The following is a 14953-nucleotide window of genomic DNA, read 5'->3' as shown; positions in this document are numbered from 1 at the left end:
ATTGATCAAGGAAAACAGCAGGTTTGCCCCTGCCCTCCAAGCCAACTTTTTCCACAGCCCATTGTTTTGAAAGGTAGGATTTTCACGAACGCCTCCGAAAATGGGCGTTCATTTGCCCTTTTAACATTCGCTCGCGCAGCTCTTTCGTCATCTCTTGACGAATTTCCCAAGTCGATACACCTTCCTCGCGTTGATTAGCAATTTTCATCAAATGCTCCACATCGGCGAATGAATATTTGCGAGTTCCTTTGGAACGGTCAGGGAACACCAGCTTCCGTTCCTCGTAATAACGAATTTGCCGCTGCGACAGCCCGGTCAGTTCGCTGACGACACCGATCGAAATGACTTTTTTATATTTGTAATGATCCTCTTGTGGATGAGCAGTCATCTTCCTCACCTCTATACGTTACATTTTCTAACGCAATTATACAAAAAATCATGGTATCTCGTTAACTTTTGTAAATAAAATTAACACATTTTTTAAATTTCCTGTAAATGTGCTTAACACATTCGCTGTACACTAAAGAAAAAGGTGGTATCGTAAAGGTAAAAACAGGGAGGGAGCGACATGGGGAAATGGATGCAACAGGCAGTAAAACAACAAAAACAGTTTTATATTAACCACCTGCTGCGAGTGGGTTTGACCGATGATCCAGCACAGCTCGAACACTGGACGTTAGAGGAATTGCGCCGCGAATACGAACGATTTAGACCCATTTGGACCATGAAAGGGGGCCAGTTCCATGAACGAAAAAGCGCTCGAGCTGGCGAAACGCATCATTGAGCTCGATCTGCAGCGCGACGCCATGTTTGAACAGCTGATTCAACTGGTCGGAAACCGCGCTGAGGAGCTGCTCCGCTTTTTCCAAAACCGACTGTGAACCGCCCTCCATCTACGCTTCGCTTAGAAGGCTGGTGAAAAACGGTTATTTCTTTTGAACAATGGGGGAGCGTGTGAAAGATGCTCTAATGCAACAGGGCTTTTCTATTTGAGAAACGAGGCTGGTAAGCAGCCTGTTTCCTTAAATCACCTCCCCTTTAGAGGTGGAGGCTTCAAGCGTGTTCGCCGAACGATAAGCCACACATGAAAGAACCTTTACGTCTTTCCTTTGCTCCGAAGGCGTCCGTTCGAACAATCGATGACCACATCCGTCGGAGATCGCCAACCGACATTCCTCTCCCACCTACTCATTGAGCTTTGCCTAGCACATTCCTCGAGGTGGGAGACTTCTGTCGGAAATTACGTGAAAGTCTGTATCTAATCCATTTCCATGAAGAATTTTTGTAAACGTTCCGCAGCCATTCGATATGCCTTTTTCTTATCACGAGGACCTATTGCAATTATTTCCATTCTGATCGGTTGTCCTTCAACTGGGCGATAAATAATTCTAATATTTAGTGACTTTGACTTAATCTTTGCAAAACCATGCAAGTCCCCATGTAACGATTCAGCAACTCCATCCGGCTTAAATAAGGGGCCTTGCTTTGCCCTTCTTAAAATTTCTAATAAAACGGTTTGTCTATGTCCTTTATTAATTGCTTTAATATCTTGCTTTACATCCTCAACAAACCTCAGTTCAACGTTATATTTTTCTAAAATAAGCTCCTGCAAATCTTCAAGTGTTTTCACATCAATCTTCCTCTAATAATTTCATTAATTCGTTTACATTAATATCTGCTTCATCAAAAATATCTGATAAAGTTTGATTTACAGGTTTATTCTTACGTGCATATGCCTCTTCCATAACAATTTGATCAAGCGCTTCTTCTACAACTTCTTTTATTTGAAGCAGTTGCTTAAAATAATCTATATCGACGATTACAGCCAATGCATCTTTCTTTTTTGCATTTTGAATAACAAATACCTCATCTGAGACTCCATTTGAAAAACGATCAAGTATTTCTGATAATTTTTTTGTTCTAGAAATATCCGTAACACTTAAAACATTAGTTTTCAAAAAATTCAATGTGTTTGTATTGGCAATAGGATATTGTTCTTTTGTCAATGTATGAACCCCCACTTTCCATCCTCCTTATCTTTAGTATATGCATTATCATCTATATTATACACGTAAGTTTACACAAAAAACAACACATTTATTTACGGCCTATATTTCATTTCTGTAGATGAACATTTTTCATTACAGTAATTTCTATGCCCTAAGAGACAAACAGGGTATCCCCTAGGCGACATAGAGCTGTTTTTTAATCACATCAATGGATATATCTTGCTTCGCGTCGTCATTGATGAACTGGGCGATGCTCTGACCTTTCCGCGATCGAAGCAACCCCAGTTTACACGAAAAGGTGTCCCTAAGCTCCGGACACCTTTTCGCCGTCTGTTGTTTGATTGCAGCCTTTTATCCGGATCGCTCCACCATACCGTTCGCACGGGGGACATCCTCAACCGCCTGCGCTTGTAAACGGCGCGCCGTCAGCATAGCCCCTCCAAGAACAATGGCAAACAGCCAAAATCCGTATGCCGGGGAACCGAGCCACTGCTTCATCGCCCCGAGCACGTTCGGCAGCAAAAACCCTCCCAACCCGCCGGCCGCCCCGACGATGCCGGTCAGCAATCCGACTTCTTTCGGAAACCAAGTTGGAACGACTTGGAACAAAGCACCGTTTGCCGCACCAAAGCAAAGGAAAAGAACGACCATCAATCCAAACACGATAAAAAGGGGCGGCAATGCGCCGATGAACGCAAGCAAAACCGCTCATCGCCACCATCAGTGGATCGGCCGCGAAGCAAGCAATTCATCGATGATTCGTGAATAATGGTCAACGCGCCGTTCGAGCTCATCGACTTGCTTCTCCAACTGCGTCATATATTGCCGGAACGTAATCGGCACCCCGTGCCGCTGTTCAAGCCGCTTCTCGATTTGCTGCCGCTCGCCGCAGACGGACACGAAAATGCGCATATCGCGGCCAAACACCTCGCGCACCGTCTCGCCGATCAGTTCGCCGTATCTGATTTGCAGCCATTCACATTGAATCTCGTTCACGCATTCGATAATCAGCCAGTCTTCATCCACCGTCGCGGACGTCGATGCGAACCAAGCATCAAAAGAGGCGCCAGACAATTTTTGCGCGAGCTTAGCTTTGACCTGCTCCCATAAATGTTCCTTCACCGCTCCTCCTCCTTCCGTTAAAAATAGGCCACACTCAACAGTGACAGAGCGAAACGATGCAAAACGAAGAATTCGTGATGAGAAAACATGACGTTTGCGTCGCGCTATGGGCGAAGTTCACCACTCGCTCCCCTCGAAGGCTGGTGAAAAACCGCGGATTCCCTTCATTAATCGAGAATGAGTGAAAAGCAGAACCGATGCAACAAAGTTTTTCTAGTTGAGAAATCACATTGTAAAGCCGTATCCCCGATGAAATCGCCAGCCTTCTAGAAAGCGGGGCATGTTGGGTAACATACGGCCAGACGTCACTATTTTTCACCGAAAGAAACCTTATCGAATCCGTTTTTTTTGGACAAGATGCCGCTGCTTGGCGTCCGGTAACCATCGGTTCATTAGCCTTCTAGAAGGCGGATCAAAACCTCTTGAGCAGCCCCCTTCTTCCCTATTCGTTCGGCTGCCAAAGATGCTCACGCAATGCGCTGCGAATGTCATCCGGAATCCGTTCAGGACGTCCCGTCTCAAAATTGAAATTGACATACACCGCCCGTCCTTTGGCGCAAACCACCCCGTTTTGATGGATCTCCTCATAAATCGTCAGGCTTGTGTTGCCAATACGCTCAATACCGGTGTACACTGTCACATCTTGTCCGTAATACATTTGATGGACATAGTCGACTTCCATGCGAATGATTACCATCCGCCAGCGCCGAAACGACAAATCCGGCGTAAACAGTTTGAAAATTTCATGCCGACCGGCTTCAAACCAAACAGGCACCGTCGTGTTGTTAATATGACCGACACCGTCCGTTTCCGACACGCGCGGCGTGATGACCGTCGTAAACATCCTCTTTCCTCCCTAAAAACACCTCAAATGTATTCCAGTTCGCTGTCGTTCTCTTTTTGTCGAATCGAGACGATTGATGTATATTCGTTCGCTTCAAGAGGCGAAAATTCCTTCTTCACCGTCAAGAAAATGCGGAAAATGTTGCCTTTTGAGCGAAAAAAGCCGTAAACCTAAACATGGAAAACCACTTTCGCTTTCCAAACAAAAAATACAGGAGCCAACCAACAGCCCCTGTATTTCTTCCTTATTCATGGTTCGGTTCGACGATCGTCCCGGCAAACGCGGCTTCGTAAATCGCGCGGATGTCGGCTTCCAACAGCGGCAGCGGGCTGCGGGCGAGCAGCCGTTTCTGTTGGACAGCATCTTTCGTCAAGCTTTCTAACGCGCTTTCCGGGATGCCGAATCCGCCCAGCGTCTTCGGAATGCCGACGTCGGCGACAAGCCGTTCCAGTTCCTCGACGCACCGATATGATGCTTCCACTTCGGACAAAAAGCTCGAGTTGCCGCCGAGCGCGTTTAAAATATCAGCCATTCGTTTCGTGCAGCTTTGACGGATGTAGCCCATCACATACGGCAAAAGCACGGCGTTCGATTCGCCATGGGCGATATGAAACTGCCCGCCGAGCGGATACGCGAGCGCATGCACGCCGGCCACCCCGGCGTTGAAAAACGCCAAACCCGCTAGGTAACTACCGTTCGCCATATCCGTGCGCGCCTGTTTGTCCGTTCCGTTTTCCACCGCTTTGCGCAATGAGCGAGAAATGAGGCGCATGGCCGCGATCGCCAACCCATCCGATGTCGGGCTCGCGTTGACCGACACGTACGCTTCGACCGCATGGGTGAGCGCATCAATCCCGGTTGCGGCCGTCACCCGCGGCGGAACGGAAACGGTCAGCTGCGGATCGACGATGGCTACATCAGCCAACAAGCAATCGTGCGTCACGACATCCTTTGTCGTTTCTAAGGACAAGACAGAGATATTCGTCACTTCCGACCCGGTGCCTGATGTCGTCGGAATCAAAATTTTCGGCAGCCCTTTTTTCTCGAGTGCCCGCGTTCCCGTCAAGTTTAGGTAGTCGGCAACCGAACCGTCATGCACCGCCAAAACAGCGGCCAGTTTTGCCAAATCGAGCGCGCTACCGCCACCGACGCCGATGACAAGATCGAACTCCCCATCGCGGGCAAACGCCACCGCCTTTTCCCCTGTCGCAAGCGGCGGCTCGGGCACAACGTCGGTATAGACGTGCACACTGTACCCTGCTTGCCGGAGCGGAGACGTCACTTGCTCGACAAGGCCGATTTTCTCAAGCATTGGGTCAGTAATCACTAAAATTTGTTTCGCTCCCAACCGCTTCACTTCCGGAACCAAATGCTTAAGCGCCCCCCAGCCGACATGGCTGAGCGGCGGAAACACAATGCGAGCTACAGTCATGGTTCTCCCCATCCTTTCTATTCGTTGATCAAACAGCGCCATTTAGACACTCGCTCAAAACGACGCGACCCGCTTTTTCCATCAGACAAATGCAAGGGCTAATTTAGCGGCCCTGCGCCTCCTCCAGCTCCCGCTTCAGTTCCTCGACAAGCTCCACCGCCGGAAGTTCCCGCGCCAGCCGGTATCCTTCTCCAGCCCAAAGCGACATCCGCTCCGGATCGCCCGCCTTGGCGGCGGCAGCGCGCAGCGGCTTCGTCATATGGTGCACGTGCGGATACGCCGCCGGCGCTAGATCGCGATATTCGGCCATAAAGCGGTTCGCCAGCCCGCGCGCCGGCCGGCCGGTAAACGCCCGTGTCACAGCCGTTTCGGTAAACCGCGGATCGGCAAGCGCTTGCTTATGGAGCGGATGCGCCCCGCTTTCTGGGCAGCGCAAAAACGCCGTCCCGAGCTGCACCGCGCTCGCCCCCGCTTTGAGCGCCGCCGCGATGCCGCGCCCGTCCATGATCCCGCCCGCCGCCACAAGCGGGAGCCGAACCGAAGCGCGCACGTCGGCCAACAACGGGAACAACGCGATCGCCTCATCCTGCTTTGGATCGTTGCCAAACGACGCGCGATGCCCGCCCGCTTCCGCCCCTTGCACACAAAGGGCGTCCGCGCCGGCTTCAGATGCAATGTGGGCCTCTTCCACCGATGTCACCGTCACGATTACAAACGACCCAGCTTTCTGCAAGGCGGCGATCACCGCTTTGTCCGGGCAGCCAAACGTAAAGCTCGCGACCGGCACCTGCTCCTGAAGCAGCACATCCAGTTTCGCTTCCCAATCATCGTCCTCCCATTTCGGCTCGCCGACTGTTGCGCCGAGCCGTTCCGCCTCAGCCGCCAATACGGCGCGGTAGCGTTCGAGCGCCTTTTCATCCACCGTTTTATCCCCCGGCACAAACACATTCACCCCAAACGGACGATCCGTTAGCGCCCGCAGCTTGTGAATTTCTGCCCTCATCGCTTCCGCCGTCTTGTACCCGCCAGCCAAAAATCCAAGCCCTCCGGCATTCGACACCGCCGCGGCCAGTTCAGGTGTTGACACGCCGCCTGCCATCGGTGCTTGGATGATGGGGACGGGAAGTGTAGAAAACACGATTGATCTCCCCTCTCCTATCCGTAACTGCCGTATCCTCGCTGACTTCTTTACTCTTTCGTGCTCCGCCCAAGGAATTCCTGCCTCTTAGTGAATCAATATGTCTAGAAGGACAGCGATGTAAGGGGAAATGTTGCTCCTAACAGCTTTTCTTAAATTGAAAAACCTTGCGACACCGTAACCTTATCCCTTTCGGCTGCTCGCCCATCCAGCGAAGCAGTTGTTTTTCGTAGGCCTTGGATGAACGTGTGAAAAGAAGCGCTGATGATACAATGTTTTTCTATTTGAGAAATGCTTCTAGGAATCGGTGTGTACTAATAATCACCGTCCTCCTAAGTCTTTCAAACAAAGGTCTCCTTCTTGAATGGTCGATCGAAGGGACGCTCCGTAGGCGGCGTCATGATGACGGGCATCTTCGACGTCCACATGGAGAACCTTCCCTTCTAGCCATTCATATTCTAACTGAATTTTCACCCTAGGCCCCGCACATCCCTCGTAAATCCCTTGGATCTCAGGAGGCAGTTGAAACGACGTGGAATCGAGAATGCGAATCCGGCGAAACAGCGAATGTCTTTGACACACGTGACGGGCCTCCTGCGTCTGATGAATCAGCAGTTTTTCGAACACCGCTTTGAGGAAACTCACCGCTTTTTCATGAAACCGTTGATTGAGCCCTTCCGCACTCAGAGAGGTGTTTTGCTTAAGAGCTAGAGCACTGCAGAGCTGCACCAATGATTTTTGACCGCCTTCTTCCTGGAGAAATGTGCAAAGTGCCACGAAATCATGGGCGCGCAACTTCCCCTTTCGTTGAATAAATCGATGATCTCAGGCCATCTGTTCCAGCTCATCACACGATAACACGCTTCGTAATCCCTCTAAAAAACAATGCCATTCCTCTTGGAGAGATAAGGACGTCTTCAAAAAAACCACCCTTTCTAAGACATGATGAAGTCTTCAAAAGGATGGTCAAATGAGGCATAGATTTATTCCTGTTTTCTTAACTTGATGGCTATGGGTTACCTCCCCGGAATCAACCAATTCCTTGACTCTTTTATACACCGACGCATACCGGCGGTTCATTCCCAAGTTGTAAATCGCCTTTGATCGTTCAGCCGCTTGCCTGATCTGCTCTGCCCCCTCCAAAGAAGTTGCCATCGGTTTTTCTGAGAAGACATGCACATTGTTTTCCAGACATTTTAGTACCGGCTCAACATGCATCGTGTTTGGCGTCGTCACGTAAACAGCATCTACACCAAGATCAAATAATTCCTCGAGGCTTTTGACCGCTTTTGCTTCCCCGGCTTCCTTCGCCAATGAAGCGGCTCTTTCTTCCACAATATCCGCTACCCCAATAATTTGAACCCGCTCATCTTTCTTTAGGATCGACGTATGTACCTTGGCAATCCCTCCGGCTCCCAAAATCCCTACTTTCACCCGAGTCATTATTTTCTCCTCCTCATCTCCGTTGTAGCAGGGAAGCGCTTTCTAATACATCGAAAACAATGGTTATCATGTCCATTAATAATAGTGCAATCTAATCTCCATCGAACTTTTTGAGCAAGCGCTTTCCTTTTGTTTTTTATTTTACCCTCAACCTATTATTTTATCAAGTGTTTTTTCTAAATTTATAGAATTTTTATTAAAAAATAAAAGAACAGCTACTTACAGCTGTTCTTCTCATTAAATTCAACGTTTTCTCCAGTAACATCTATTATTCCATAAAAACAATCTGCTCACATCCTTACGATTTCACTTTAGCGATATGACAGGCCGATTTCCTTACCACTAGATGAGGCGGCAAAATGATCCGCTGTTTCGTATGATTGGTCTCTTCAATTTGGGCGATTAGCAGGTCAACCGCTTGCCTTCCCATTTGTTCAATAGGTTGGGCGACTGTCGTCAACGGTGGATCGATAATGGCCGATAAAATCGTATTATCAAATCCAACCACTGACAGATCATCGGGAATGCGGAGTCCCAACTCTTTGGCCGCCTGATAAGTGCCAACGGCAAGAGAATCAAAACAGGCAAAAATCGCTGTCGGCCTTGGGGTCGACTGCAACAGCTCCATCGCCGCCTTTTTTCCATCAGCCATCGAATAGTCCGTATATACAATCCAAGATTCTTCGCATTTCAAGCCGTTCTCTTGAAGCACCTGCTGATAGGCCTGCAATCTGTATTTATCACTTGTGCGACTTAAATTCCCTAGCATGATCGCGATCTGTCGATGACCTAGGGAAACAAGATGCGAGACGGCTTGATACCCTCCTAAAAAATCATCAACTCTCACTACGTTAATGGCTAGCTCTGGGATATCTTGAGCAATAAAAACCAAAGGGAAATTCTCTTCCAACAACTCTTTGATCATTGTATAATTGTTCGTTGTCGTTCCGATGATGATGCCATCCACGCTTTTTTGACGTAACAAAGAAAGATACATTTCTTCCGTCTCCGGGTTGTTATCCGTATTGCACATCAGAACGTTAAACCCTTGTTCTCTTCCTCGATCTTCCACTTTCCTAGCGATTTCAGAAAAAAACGGGTTTGCTACATCAGGAATGACAAGGCCAATCGTTCTTGTCCGCTTCCCGGTCAACGCCGAGGCGACCATACTCGGTTGATAATGCAACTCTTCCATTACTCGAAGGACTCTTTTTCTCGTTCTTTCACTTATACGTCCCGTATTATTGAGCACTCTTGATACCGTTGAAATAGATACACCAGCTTTTTTCGCTACATCGTAGATTGTCACTTTCATCGTTTACCAATCTCTCCATTGATTATAGTTAACCTTGTTAAGTAAAGCGCTTGCCCTTTTAATGTTATTCTAATTCTTTTTCCACTTTCTTTCAATGCTTTTTTCGATTTCATAATAAATGAAGCCCATATAAAAACCGGCCTGAATTGACCGGTTTTAAGCAAAAATATCGTCGTTTCTCCTACCTCCCCCGAAACACCGGTTTCCGTTTTTCTAAAAAGGCGCGGACGCCTTCGCGGTGATCTTCGGTTTGCCGCATGCGCTGTTGGGCGTCGGTTTCAAGCTCTAGGACGCGAAGCAAGTCCGCCTTTGTTTGCTCGACGTACAGCTGTTTCGTGGCGATCATGGCTTGGAGCGGTTTTTCCTGCAAGGAGGCGATCCATTGTTCCGCTTGCTCCTCATGATCGACAACGAAATCGACGAGGCCCAGCTGCTGCGCTTCGTCGGCGCTCATCGGTTTTCCTTCCCAAATGATCTGTTTTGCTTTTGCCGTACCGACGCGCTGCGCCAAGAGGAAATGCCCGCCGCCGTCAGGGACGAGGCCAATGCCGATAAAGTTCATGGCGAGGCGTGCTTCTTTTGTAGCGATCAGGTAATCGCTTGCCAACGCAAAGCTGAACCCAAGGCCAGCAGCGGGCCCATGGATGAGCGAAACAGTGATTTTCGGCATCGTATACAATCGCATGATCATCTCTTGGATCGTGTTCATCACCGTCTGAAATTGACTCGGGTCATTCACGGAAAGCATCGTCTTAATGTCGCCGCCTGCCGAGAATCCCCTTCCCTTGCCGCGGATGACGACGATCGAAGCATCACTTTCTTCGATTTGCCGCAATGCGCCGACAAGTTCTGTTAACATTTGTCCATCCATCGCATTGAGTGACTGCGGGCGGTTCAGTTCCAATATTGCTTTGTTTTGGTCAAATGTCAGCACAACTGTTTCCATTGCTCTCCCCCTCTGAATGATGATTCATTTATTCATTCTCTATAGAGGCTCTTAACTCCTTGCAGCTAACAAAAATATTGTGAAAACATCAGTGCTTGACATATTCATTGATTTGTAATAAGTTCTATCACGGCGTTACTTTATTACATCCGTTTGCCTATGAAGGGGTCGGTATAATGAGAAAGACAGGCTATTTGCGAAACGTGTCGTTTTATGTATTGGCGGGATTGATATTTTCTATGATGGTTTACAATGTCTTTTATAATCTCGGAAAATTCCCTATTTCCAGCTGGGACGAAGCGCGACATGGCGTCAATGCTTATGAAATGTTAAAAAATAGAAATTTTATCGTCAACACATATCTTAGCCACCCTGATTACTGGAATTTAAAACCTCCCCTTAGTTATTGGGCTATTATGGTTGGTTATAAGTTGGTTGGGCTGAACGCTCTTGGCTTGCGACTGATGTCTGGCGTTTGCGCGATCTTCATGGCTATAGTCATTGTTTTATTTATGAAAAAACGATTTGGCCGCATGGCTGCTATCATATCATTGCTTGCCTTGTCGACTAGCACCCAATATCTTCTCAACCATTGCGCTCGCACAGGAGATGCAGATTCGCTCTTTGTATTTTTCTTTACGTTATCCATCATTTCTTTGCTGTCGGCCAGACGGCAGACGCGATGGTTGTATGCAGCTGGCCTTGCCTGTTCACTCGCTTTTTTAACGAAAAGTTGGCATGCAGGGAACATTTTGTTGATCATGGCTGTGTATTTCTTACTTACTCGACAATGGGGGGCATTTCATTGGCGCGCTTGGTGGAGGGCAGCCCTCAGTTTCGCTGTTCCTGTGCTCGCTTGGGTTCTTGCCCGCTACCACTATGATGGATGGCGGTTTTTGAAGCAAATGATCGCCTATGATTTGTTGTTACGCTCCTCCCGGCCTATTGAGGGTCATATTGGCGATGAAACCTACTACGGCATCATTCTTGTTCATTTTTTCTTTTGGTGGCTCGCACTCTTGATCGGCATCATGGTCATCAGCTATATACAAGACGTTCGTCTTTTAACCTTTGATCAAGCGAATCATCGTTTGAAAGCGGATGTGGTCGGGATTTTAGTATGGATTTGCGTCCCGCTTCTCATGTTTACCCTAGCTAAGACGAAAATCAGATGGTACATTCTCCCTGTTTACCCACCGCTTTGTATGCTGATTGGCATTTGCGCCAGTCAATTGTGGAGAAAAGGAACGTGGAGAGCACGTGGGTTGTTGCTTGCCGGTCTGTTGTTTGTCGCATCGTTTTACGAAATGAATATTCAAAAGTATATTCATCATCCGAAACCAAATTGGGAACTGGCATTACTTCAGCAGACCGCCCAAATGCCTGTTCACGGGTACGAACTCTTTATGTACCATCCATTGCATCGGAAAGATCACTGGCCGCAAAATGCGGTCTTAACGGCAAAGCTGGCGAATGACCTTAAACCTCGGCATGGAGGGCTGAAAACGTTCTTGCATACGAATCGAAGCCTGCTTCTCGTGAAAAAAGCATGGTTTAGCAAACAGCTCGAGCATAAATACCACTTGTCTGTTCTCGCCTCGAACCGTTGGGGATATATTTTAGAGAAACAAGCATAAACAGGCAGCCTTGGGGTATCACTCTCTCCAAGGCTGCGCAACCATTCTTTCTATGTGAAAAGTGTTTGGGATAAAATTCTATTCCCTCTTCTTCTCATCTCGCTTCATTCTCGTTGAAAATAATCAACTTCAACTCCGTCATTTCTTCGATCGCATAGCGGATCCCTTCGCGGCCGAACCCGCTTTCTTTCACGCCGCCGTACGGCATATGGTCGACGCGGAACGTCGGGATGTCGTTGATGAGCACGCCGCCAACGTGCAGCTGCTTCGCCGCTTTCCACGCGGTATGGACGTTATCGGTGTAAATGCCCGCCTGCAAACCGTAGCGCGAGTCGTTGACAAGCGCAATCGCTTCGTCGATCGAGCGGACACGGTTGATCAAGACGATCGGGGCGAACACTTCTTGGCATGACACTTTCATTGTCGGTTGGGCATCGACAATGACCGTTGGAAGCAAAATGTTGCCGTCGCGCTCGCCGCCAAGGACGACATTCGCGCCGCCTTGTTTCGCCTCTTCAATCCAAGCAAGCGCGCGATCGACATCGTTTGGCGTGATTAACGCCGACACATCCGTTGCTGGATCGAGCGGGTCACCTGTTTTCAACTGTTTCGCGGCAGCGACGAATGTTTCAACGAACTCGTCATAGCGTTTTTCATGGACATAGATGCGCTGGAGCGAAATGCACACTTGCCCTTGGAACGTGAACGCGCCAAATACGCAGCGCGGGATGATGCGATCAAGATCGACCTGCTCGTCAACGATGACGGCGGAGTTCGAGCCAAGCTCCAACGTCACCCGCTTTAAACCTGCTTTATTGCGGATCGCGATGCCCACTTCCGGGCTGCCGGTGAACGTGATCATGCTGATGCGGGGATCGGCGACGATTTGGTCGCCGACCGTGCGGCCGCTTCCGGTGACGACGTTGAGCGCCCCTTTCGGCAAGCCTGCGTTCTCGAACAGCTCGGCGATAAAGTAGGCCGACAGCGGCGTTTGGCTCGCTGGTTTCAACACCACGGTGTTGCCTGAAGCGATAGCCGGACCAAGTTTATGGGCGACTAAGTTCATCGGGAAGTTAAACGGCGTGATCGCTCCGATGACGCCGATCGGTTCACGGACGGTGATGGCGATGCGGTTTTCCCCGCCCGGCGCCGCATCAAGCGGCAATGTTTCGCCATGGATGCGCTTCGCTTCTTCGGCGGCGAATGTATACGTCTGGATCGTGCGGGCGACTTCCCCTTTCGCCGTGGTGATCGGCTTGGCGGCTTCCAAGGCGATCAACTTCGCCGCTTCTTCTTGCCGCTCTTTCAACTGTTCGACGACCCGCTCTAAAATAGCGGCCCGTTCATGCGCCGGCATGGCGGCCATCGTCTGCCGCGCCGCATACGCCGCGGCGATCGCCTCATCACCTTCTTGTTCGGTAGCCATCGGAATTTCGGCAATCGTCTCGCGTGAATACGGTGATTTCAGTTCGGTGTAAGACTTCGCTTCCCGCCATTCGCCGTTGATGTATAGTTTTTTTCTTTCCACCATGTTCTCATCCTTTCCCTAACTAGTATTTGCAATCCAAACATTGCCTGTGTTAATAACACTTTTTATTTCGTCGCAAATTTGTTAGAATCCTCTTTTCTGATCCATTTATAGGACATGTTGCTGATCCTCTATCTCCTCTTTTAGATTGGCGGATGGGAAAAGGTAGGAAAAAATCACAATCGAAACGATACTCGCCCCAATTCCATATATAATCGGATAGGTTGAGCTTAATCCCTCCATCGCTAAACCAACCAGCACAACGATGGAACTAATAACGATAGAGTAAAAGCCAGCTTTCGCCGTTGCTCGCTTCCAAAAGAAACCAAAAATCACTGGTACGAAAATGGCGCCTGACAAAATGGCATAGGCGACATCCAATGCAACAAGCACATCCTGAATCCAAATAGCAAAGATAATGGCGACAATCCCCACTGCTAGCGTCATCATTCTGGATAATAGGACAAACTGTCGATCACTTATATTCTGAAACCAATATTGCTTCAAAATATCATGTGATAACAGAGTAGATGAGGCAAGCAATGTTCCGGAGGCCGTTGACATAAGAGCAGAACATACACTGGCCAAAATGAGCCCTAACAAGCCGTGCGGCAAAATCTCTAATGACATATTGGCAAATACGTTTTGTGGATCGTTTATATTCGGAAAAACGATCACCCCGCACATGCCAATGACGCTTAACGCCACGGCATAAGCGATGCTGTAAAGACCCGCATATACTGCGCCACCTCGAGCAATGTTCGGTGTTTTGGCCGTAAACACCCGTTGCCAAATATCTTGTGATACCACCATTCCTAATGTATAGAGCAAGAAGTATTGAAAAATATTTGCCCATCCCATCGATGTCAGATCAAAATGTGACGCTGGCAATCGGTCCAAAAGTGATGTCCATCCACCGACATAGGACAAACTCATCGGCAGCATCACGAGGAAAATGCCAACAGTCATGACGATAAACTGAATGATATCCGTCATCGTCACGCTCCACATTCCTCCGAGAATCGTATAAAACAACACGATCCCCCCGCCAACTAACATCGAAACGGTCATGCTCCAACCTAAAACCGCATGAATGATTGTGCCCATCCCAATGACTTGTGTTACCGAAACCATCAACGTATAGATCGCTGCCACCAACGCGCTGATCAAACGCGTTTCCTGATTGTAACGGCGGCCAAGCAGTTCGCTGATGGTCGTCACGTTGGCGCCATAAATTTGGTTTGTAAAAAACAGGCCAAGCACAGCAATGCCCAAACCAATCATAAACACAAACCACATACCTGAAATCCCAAATTGATACCCTAATTTTGCTGTCCCGATCGTTGAGGCGCCTCCCAAAATCACAGCAGACAGGCAGCCAAGATAAACAAATAATCCAAGATTGCGGCCTGCCAACGCAAAATCTTCAGCCGTCTTCGCCCGCTTCGCCCCCAAAATCCCTGCGCCGATCAATACGAGAAAATAACATAAGAGAACTCCAGTATCTAGTGCGTTCATACCCATTCCCCCATCCTCTTA

General features: G+C 48.7%; 15 protein-coding genes and 3 pseudogenes. 3 read left to right on the top strand and 15 right to left on the bottom strand.

Going from position 1 to position 14953, the window contains the following annotated elements; genetic code table 11:
• Positions 1-82: 82 nt before the first annotated feature.
• Positions 83-388: a MerR family transcriptional regulator gene (locus NST29_RS08565; RefSeq protein ID WP_033017766.1), complete on the bottom strand. Its 306-nt coding sequence runs from the start codon at positions 386-388 to the stop codon at positions 83-85.
• A 180-nt stretch (positions 389-568) separates the two neighbouring features.
• On the opposite strand from NST29_RS08565, the gene NST29_RS08560 reads away from it, so the two are divergent.
• Both NST29_RS08560 and NST29_RS08555 read left to right on the top strand, forming a co-directional pair.
• Positions 569-784, top strand: coding sequence for a Fur-regulated basic protein FbpA (locus NST29_RS08560; RefSeq protein ID WP_081916983.1), 216 nt, complete (start codon positions 569-571; stop codon positions 782-784).
• Positions 744-881 (top strand): hypothetical protein, encoded by a 138-nt coding sequence (locus NST29_RS08555; protein WP_165570902.1) that lies wholly within the window; start codon positions 744-746, stop codon positions 879-881. Before NST29_RS08560 ends, NST29_RS08555 begins: the two co-directional genes overlap by 41 nt.
• Before the next feature lie 377 nt (positions 882-1258).
• Here the strand turns inward: NST29_RS08555 and NST29_RS08550 are convergent, their stop codons facing one another.
• The 12 genes and pseudogenes from NST29_RS08550 to NST29_RS08495 all read right to left on the bottom strand — a co-directional run bounded on the left by NST29_RS08550 (position 1259) and on the right by NST29_RS08495 (position 10249).
• Positions 1259-1630 carry a hypothetical protein gene (locus NST29_RS08550; protein WP_013399920.1) on the bottom strand — a complete coding sequence of 124 codons (372 nt, stop codon included), beginning with the start codon at positions 1628-1630 and terminating at the stop codon, positions 1259-1261.
• Position 1631: 1 nt separating this feature from the next.
• Complete coding sequence (locus NST29_RS08545; protein WP_033017767.1) at positions 1632-2021, bottom strand: hypothetical protein; 390 nt, start codon at positions 2019-2021, stop codon at positions 1632-1634.
• Between the two features lie 162 nt (positions 2022-2183).
• A pseudogene (locus NST29_RS08540) lies at positions 2184-2306 on the bottom strand (IS701 family transposase); the annotation flags it as partial.
• Between the two features lie 54 nt (positions 2307-2360).
• Positions 2361-2717 (bottom strand): annotated as a pseudogene (locus NST29_RS08535) (MFS transporter); the annotation flags it as partial.
• Positions 2718-2729: 12 nt separating this feature from the next.
• Positions 2730-3131 (bottom strand): DnaA N-terminal domain-containing protein, encoded by a 402-nt coding sequence (locus NST29_RS08530; RefSeq protein WP_033019076.1) that lies wholly within the window; start codon positions 3129-3131, stop codon positions 2730-2732.
• A 442-nt stretch (positions 3132-3573) separates the two neighbouring features.
• Positions 3574-3975, bottom strand: a complete 402-nt coding sequence (locus tag NST29_RS08525) for a thioesterase family protein (protein WP_033019077.1) — start codon at positions 3973-3975, stop codon at positions 3574-3576.
• Between the two features lie 244 nt (positions 3976-4219).
• Positions 4220-5407 carry an iron-containing alcohol dehydrogenase gene (locus tag NST29_RS08520; RefSeq protein ID WP_033019079.1) on the bottom strand — a complete coding sequence of 396 codons (1188 nt, stop codon included), beginning with the start codon at positions 5405-5407 and terminating at the stop codon, positions 4220-4222.
• 103 nt (positions 5408-5510) lie between these two features.
• On the bottom strand, positions 5511-6545 hold the full coding sequence (locus NST29_RS08515) for a nitronate monooxygenase (protein WP_033019081.1): 1035 nt from the start codon (positions 6543-6545) through the stop codon (positions 5511-5513).
• 330 nt (positions 6546-6875) lie between these two features.
• Positions 6876-7466, bottom strand: a pseudogene (locus NST29_RS08510) (IS4 family transposase); the annotation flags it as partial.
• 45 nt (positions 7467-7511) lie between these two features.
• Positions 7512-7988 carry a Gfo/Idh/MocA family oxidoreductase gene (locus tag NST29_RS08505; protein ID WP_235207593.1) on the bottom strand — a complete coding sequence of 159 codons (477 nt, stop codon included), beginning with the start codon at positions 7986-7988 and terminating at the stop codon, positions 7512-7514.
• A 298-nt stretch (positions 7989-8286) separates the two neighbouring features.
• Positions 8287-9303 carry a LacI family DNA-binding transcriptional regulator gene (locus NST29_RS08500; protein ID WP_033019083.1) on the bottom strand — a complete coding sequence of 339 codons (1017 nt, stop codon included), beginning with the start codon at positions 9301-9303 and terminating at the stop codon, positions 8287-8289.
• A 181-nt stretch (positions 9304-9484) separates the two neighbouring features.
• Positions 9485-10249, bottom strand: coding sequence for an enoyl-CoA hydratase (locus NST29_RS08495; RefSeq protein WP_033019087.1), 765 nt, complete (start codon positions 10247-10249; stop codon positions 9485-9487).
• 176 nt (positions 10250-10425) lie between these two features.
• Here NST29_RS08495 and NST29_RS08490 point away from each other — a divergent pair, with 176 nt between their 5' ends.
• Positions 10426-11886: a glycosyltransferase family 39 protein gene (locus NST29_RS08490; RefSeq protein ID WP_033019088.1), complete on the top strand. Its 1461-nt coding sequence runs from the start codon at positions 10426-10428 to the stop codon at positions 11884-11886.
• 94 nt (positions 11887-11980) lie between these two features.
• On the opposite strand, the gene NST29_RS08485 is transcribed toward NST29_RS08490, so the two are convergent.
• Positions 11981-13417, bottom strand: a complete 1437-nt coding sequence (locus NST29_RS08485) for an aldehyde dehydrogenase family protein (protein ID WP_033019089.1) — start codon at positions 13415-13417, stop codon at positions 11981-11983.
• Between the two features lie 105 nt (positions 13418-13522).
• Complete coding sequence (locus NST29_RS08480; protein ID WP_033019090.1) at positions 13523-14932, bottom strand: sodium:solute symporter; 1410 nt, start codon at positions 14930-14932, stop codon at positions 13523-13525.
• Positions 14933-14953 lie beyond the last annotated feature (21 nt).

The sequence above is a fragment of the Geobacillus sp. FSL W8-0026 genome, from assembly GCF_037966255.1.
GTDB classification, from domain to species: domain Bacteria; phylum Bacillota; class Bacilli; order Bacillales; family Anoxybacillaceae; genus Geobacillus; species Geobacillus icigianus.
Note: the sequence above shows the minus strand (reverse complement) of the source record. Positions and strands in the feature narration are given on the sequence as shown.

Coding starts and splice junctions, on each gene's coding strand:
- NST29_RS08525 (WP_033019077.1), bottom strand. CDS start 3,975: ATGTTTACGACGGTCATCACGCCGCGCGTGTCGGAAACGGACGGTGTC.
- NST29_RS08485 (WP_033019089.1), bottom strand. CDS start 13,417: ATGGTGGAAAGAAAAAAACTATACATCAACGGCGAATGGCGGGAAGCG.
- NST29_RS08565 (WP_033017766.1), bottom strand. CDS start 388: ATGACTGCTCATCCACAAGAGGATCATTACAAATATAAAAAAGTCATT.
- NST29_RS08555 (WP_165570902.1), top strand. CDS start 744: ATGAACGAAAAAGCGCTCGAGCTGGCGAAACGCATCATTGAGCTCGAT.
- NST29_RS08480 (WP_033019090.1), bottom strand. CDS start 14,932: ATGAACGCACTAGATACTGGAGTTCTCTTATGTTATTTTCTCGTATTG.
- NST29_RS08520 (WP_033019079.1), bottom strand. CDS start 5,407: ATGACTGTAGCTCGCATTGTGTTTCCGCCGCTCAGCCATGTCGGCTGG.
- NST29_RS08500 (WP_033019083.1), bottom strand. CDS start 9,303: ATGAAAGTGACAATCTACGATGTAGCGAAAAAAGCTGGTGTATCTATT.
- NST29_RS08505 (WP_235207593.1), bottom strand. CDS start 7,988: ATGACTCGGGTGAAAGTAGGGATTTTGGGAGCCGGAGGGATTGCCAAG.
- NST29_RS08495 (WP_033019087.1), bottom strand. CDS start 10,249: ATGGAAACAGTTGTGCTGACATTTGACCAAAACAAAGCAATATTGGAA.
- NST29_RS08490 (WP_033019088.1), top strand. CDS start 10,426: ATGAGAAAGACAGGCTATTTGCGAAACGTGTCGTTTTATGTATTGGCG.
- NST29_RS08560 (WP_081916983.1), top strand. CDS start 569: ATGGGGAAATGGATGCAACAGGCAGTAAAACAACAAAAACAGTTTTAT.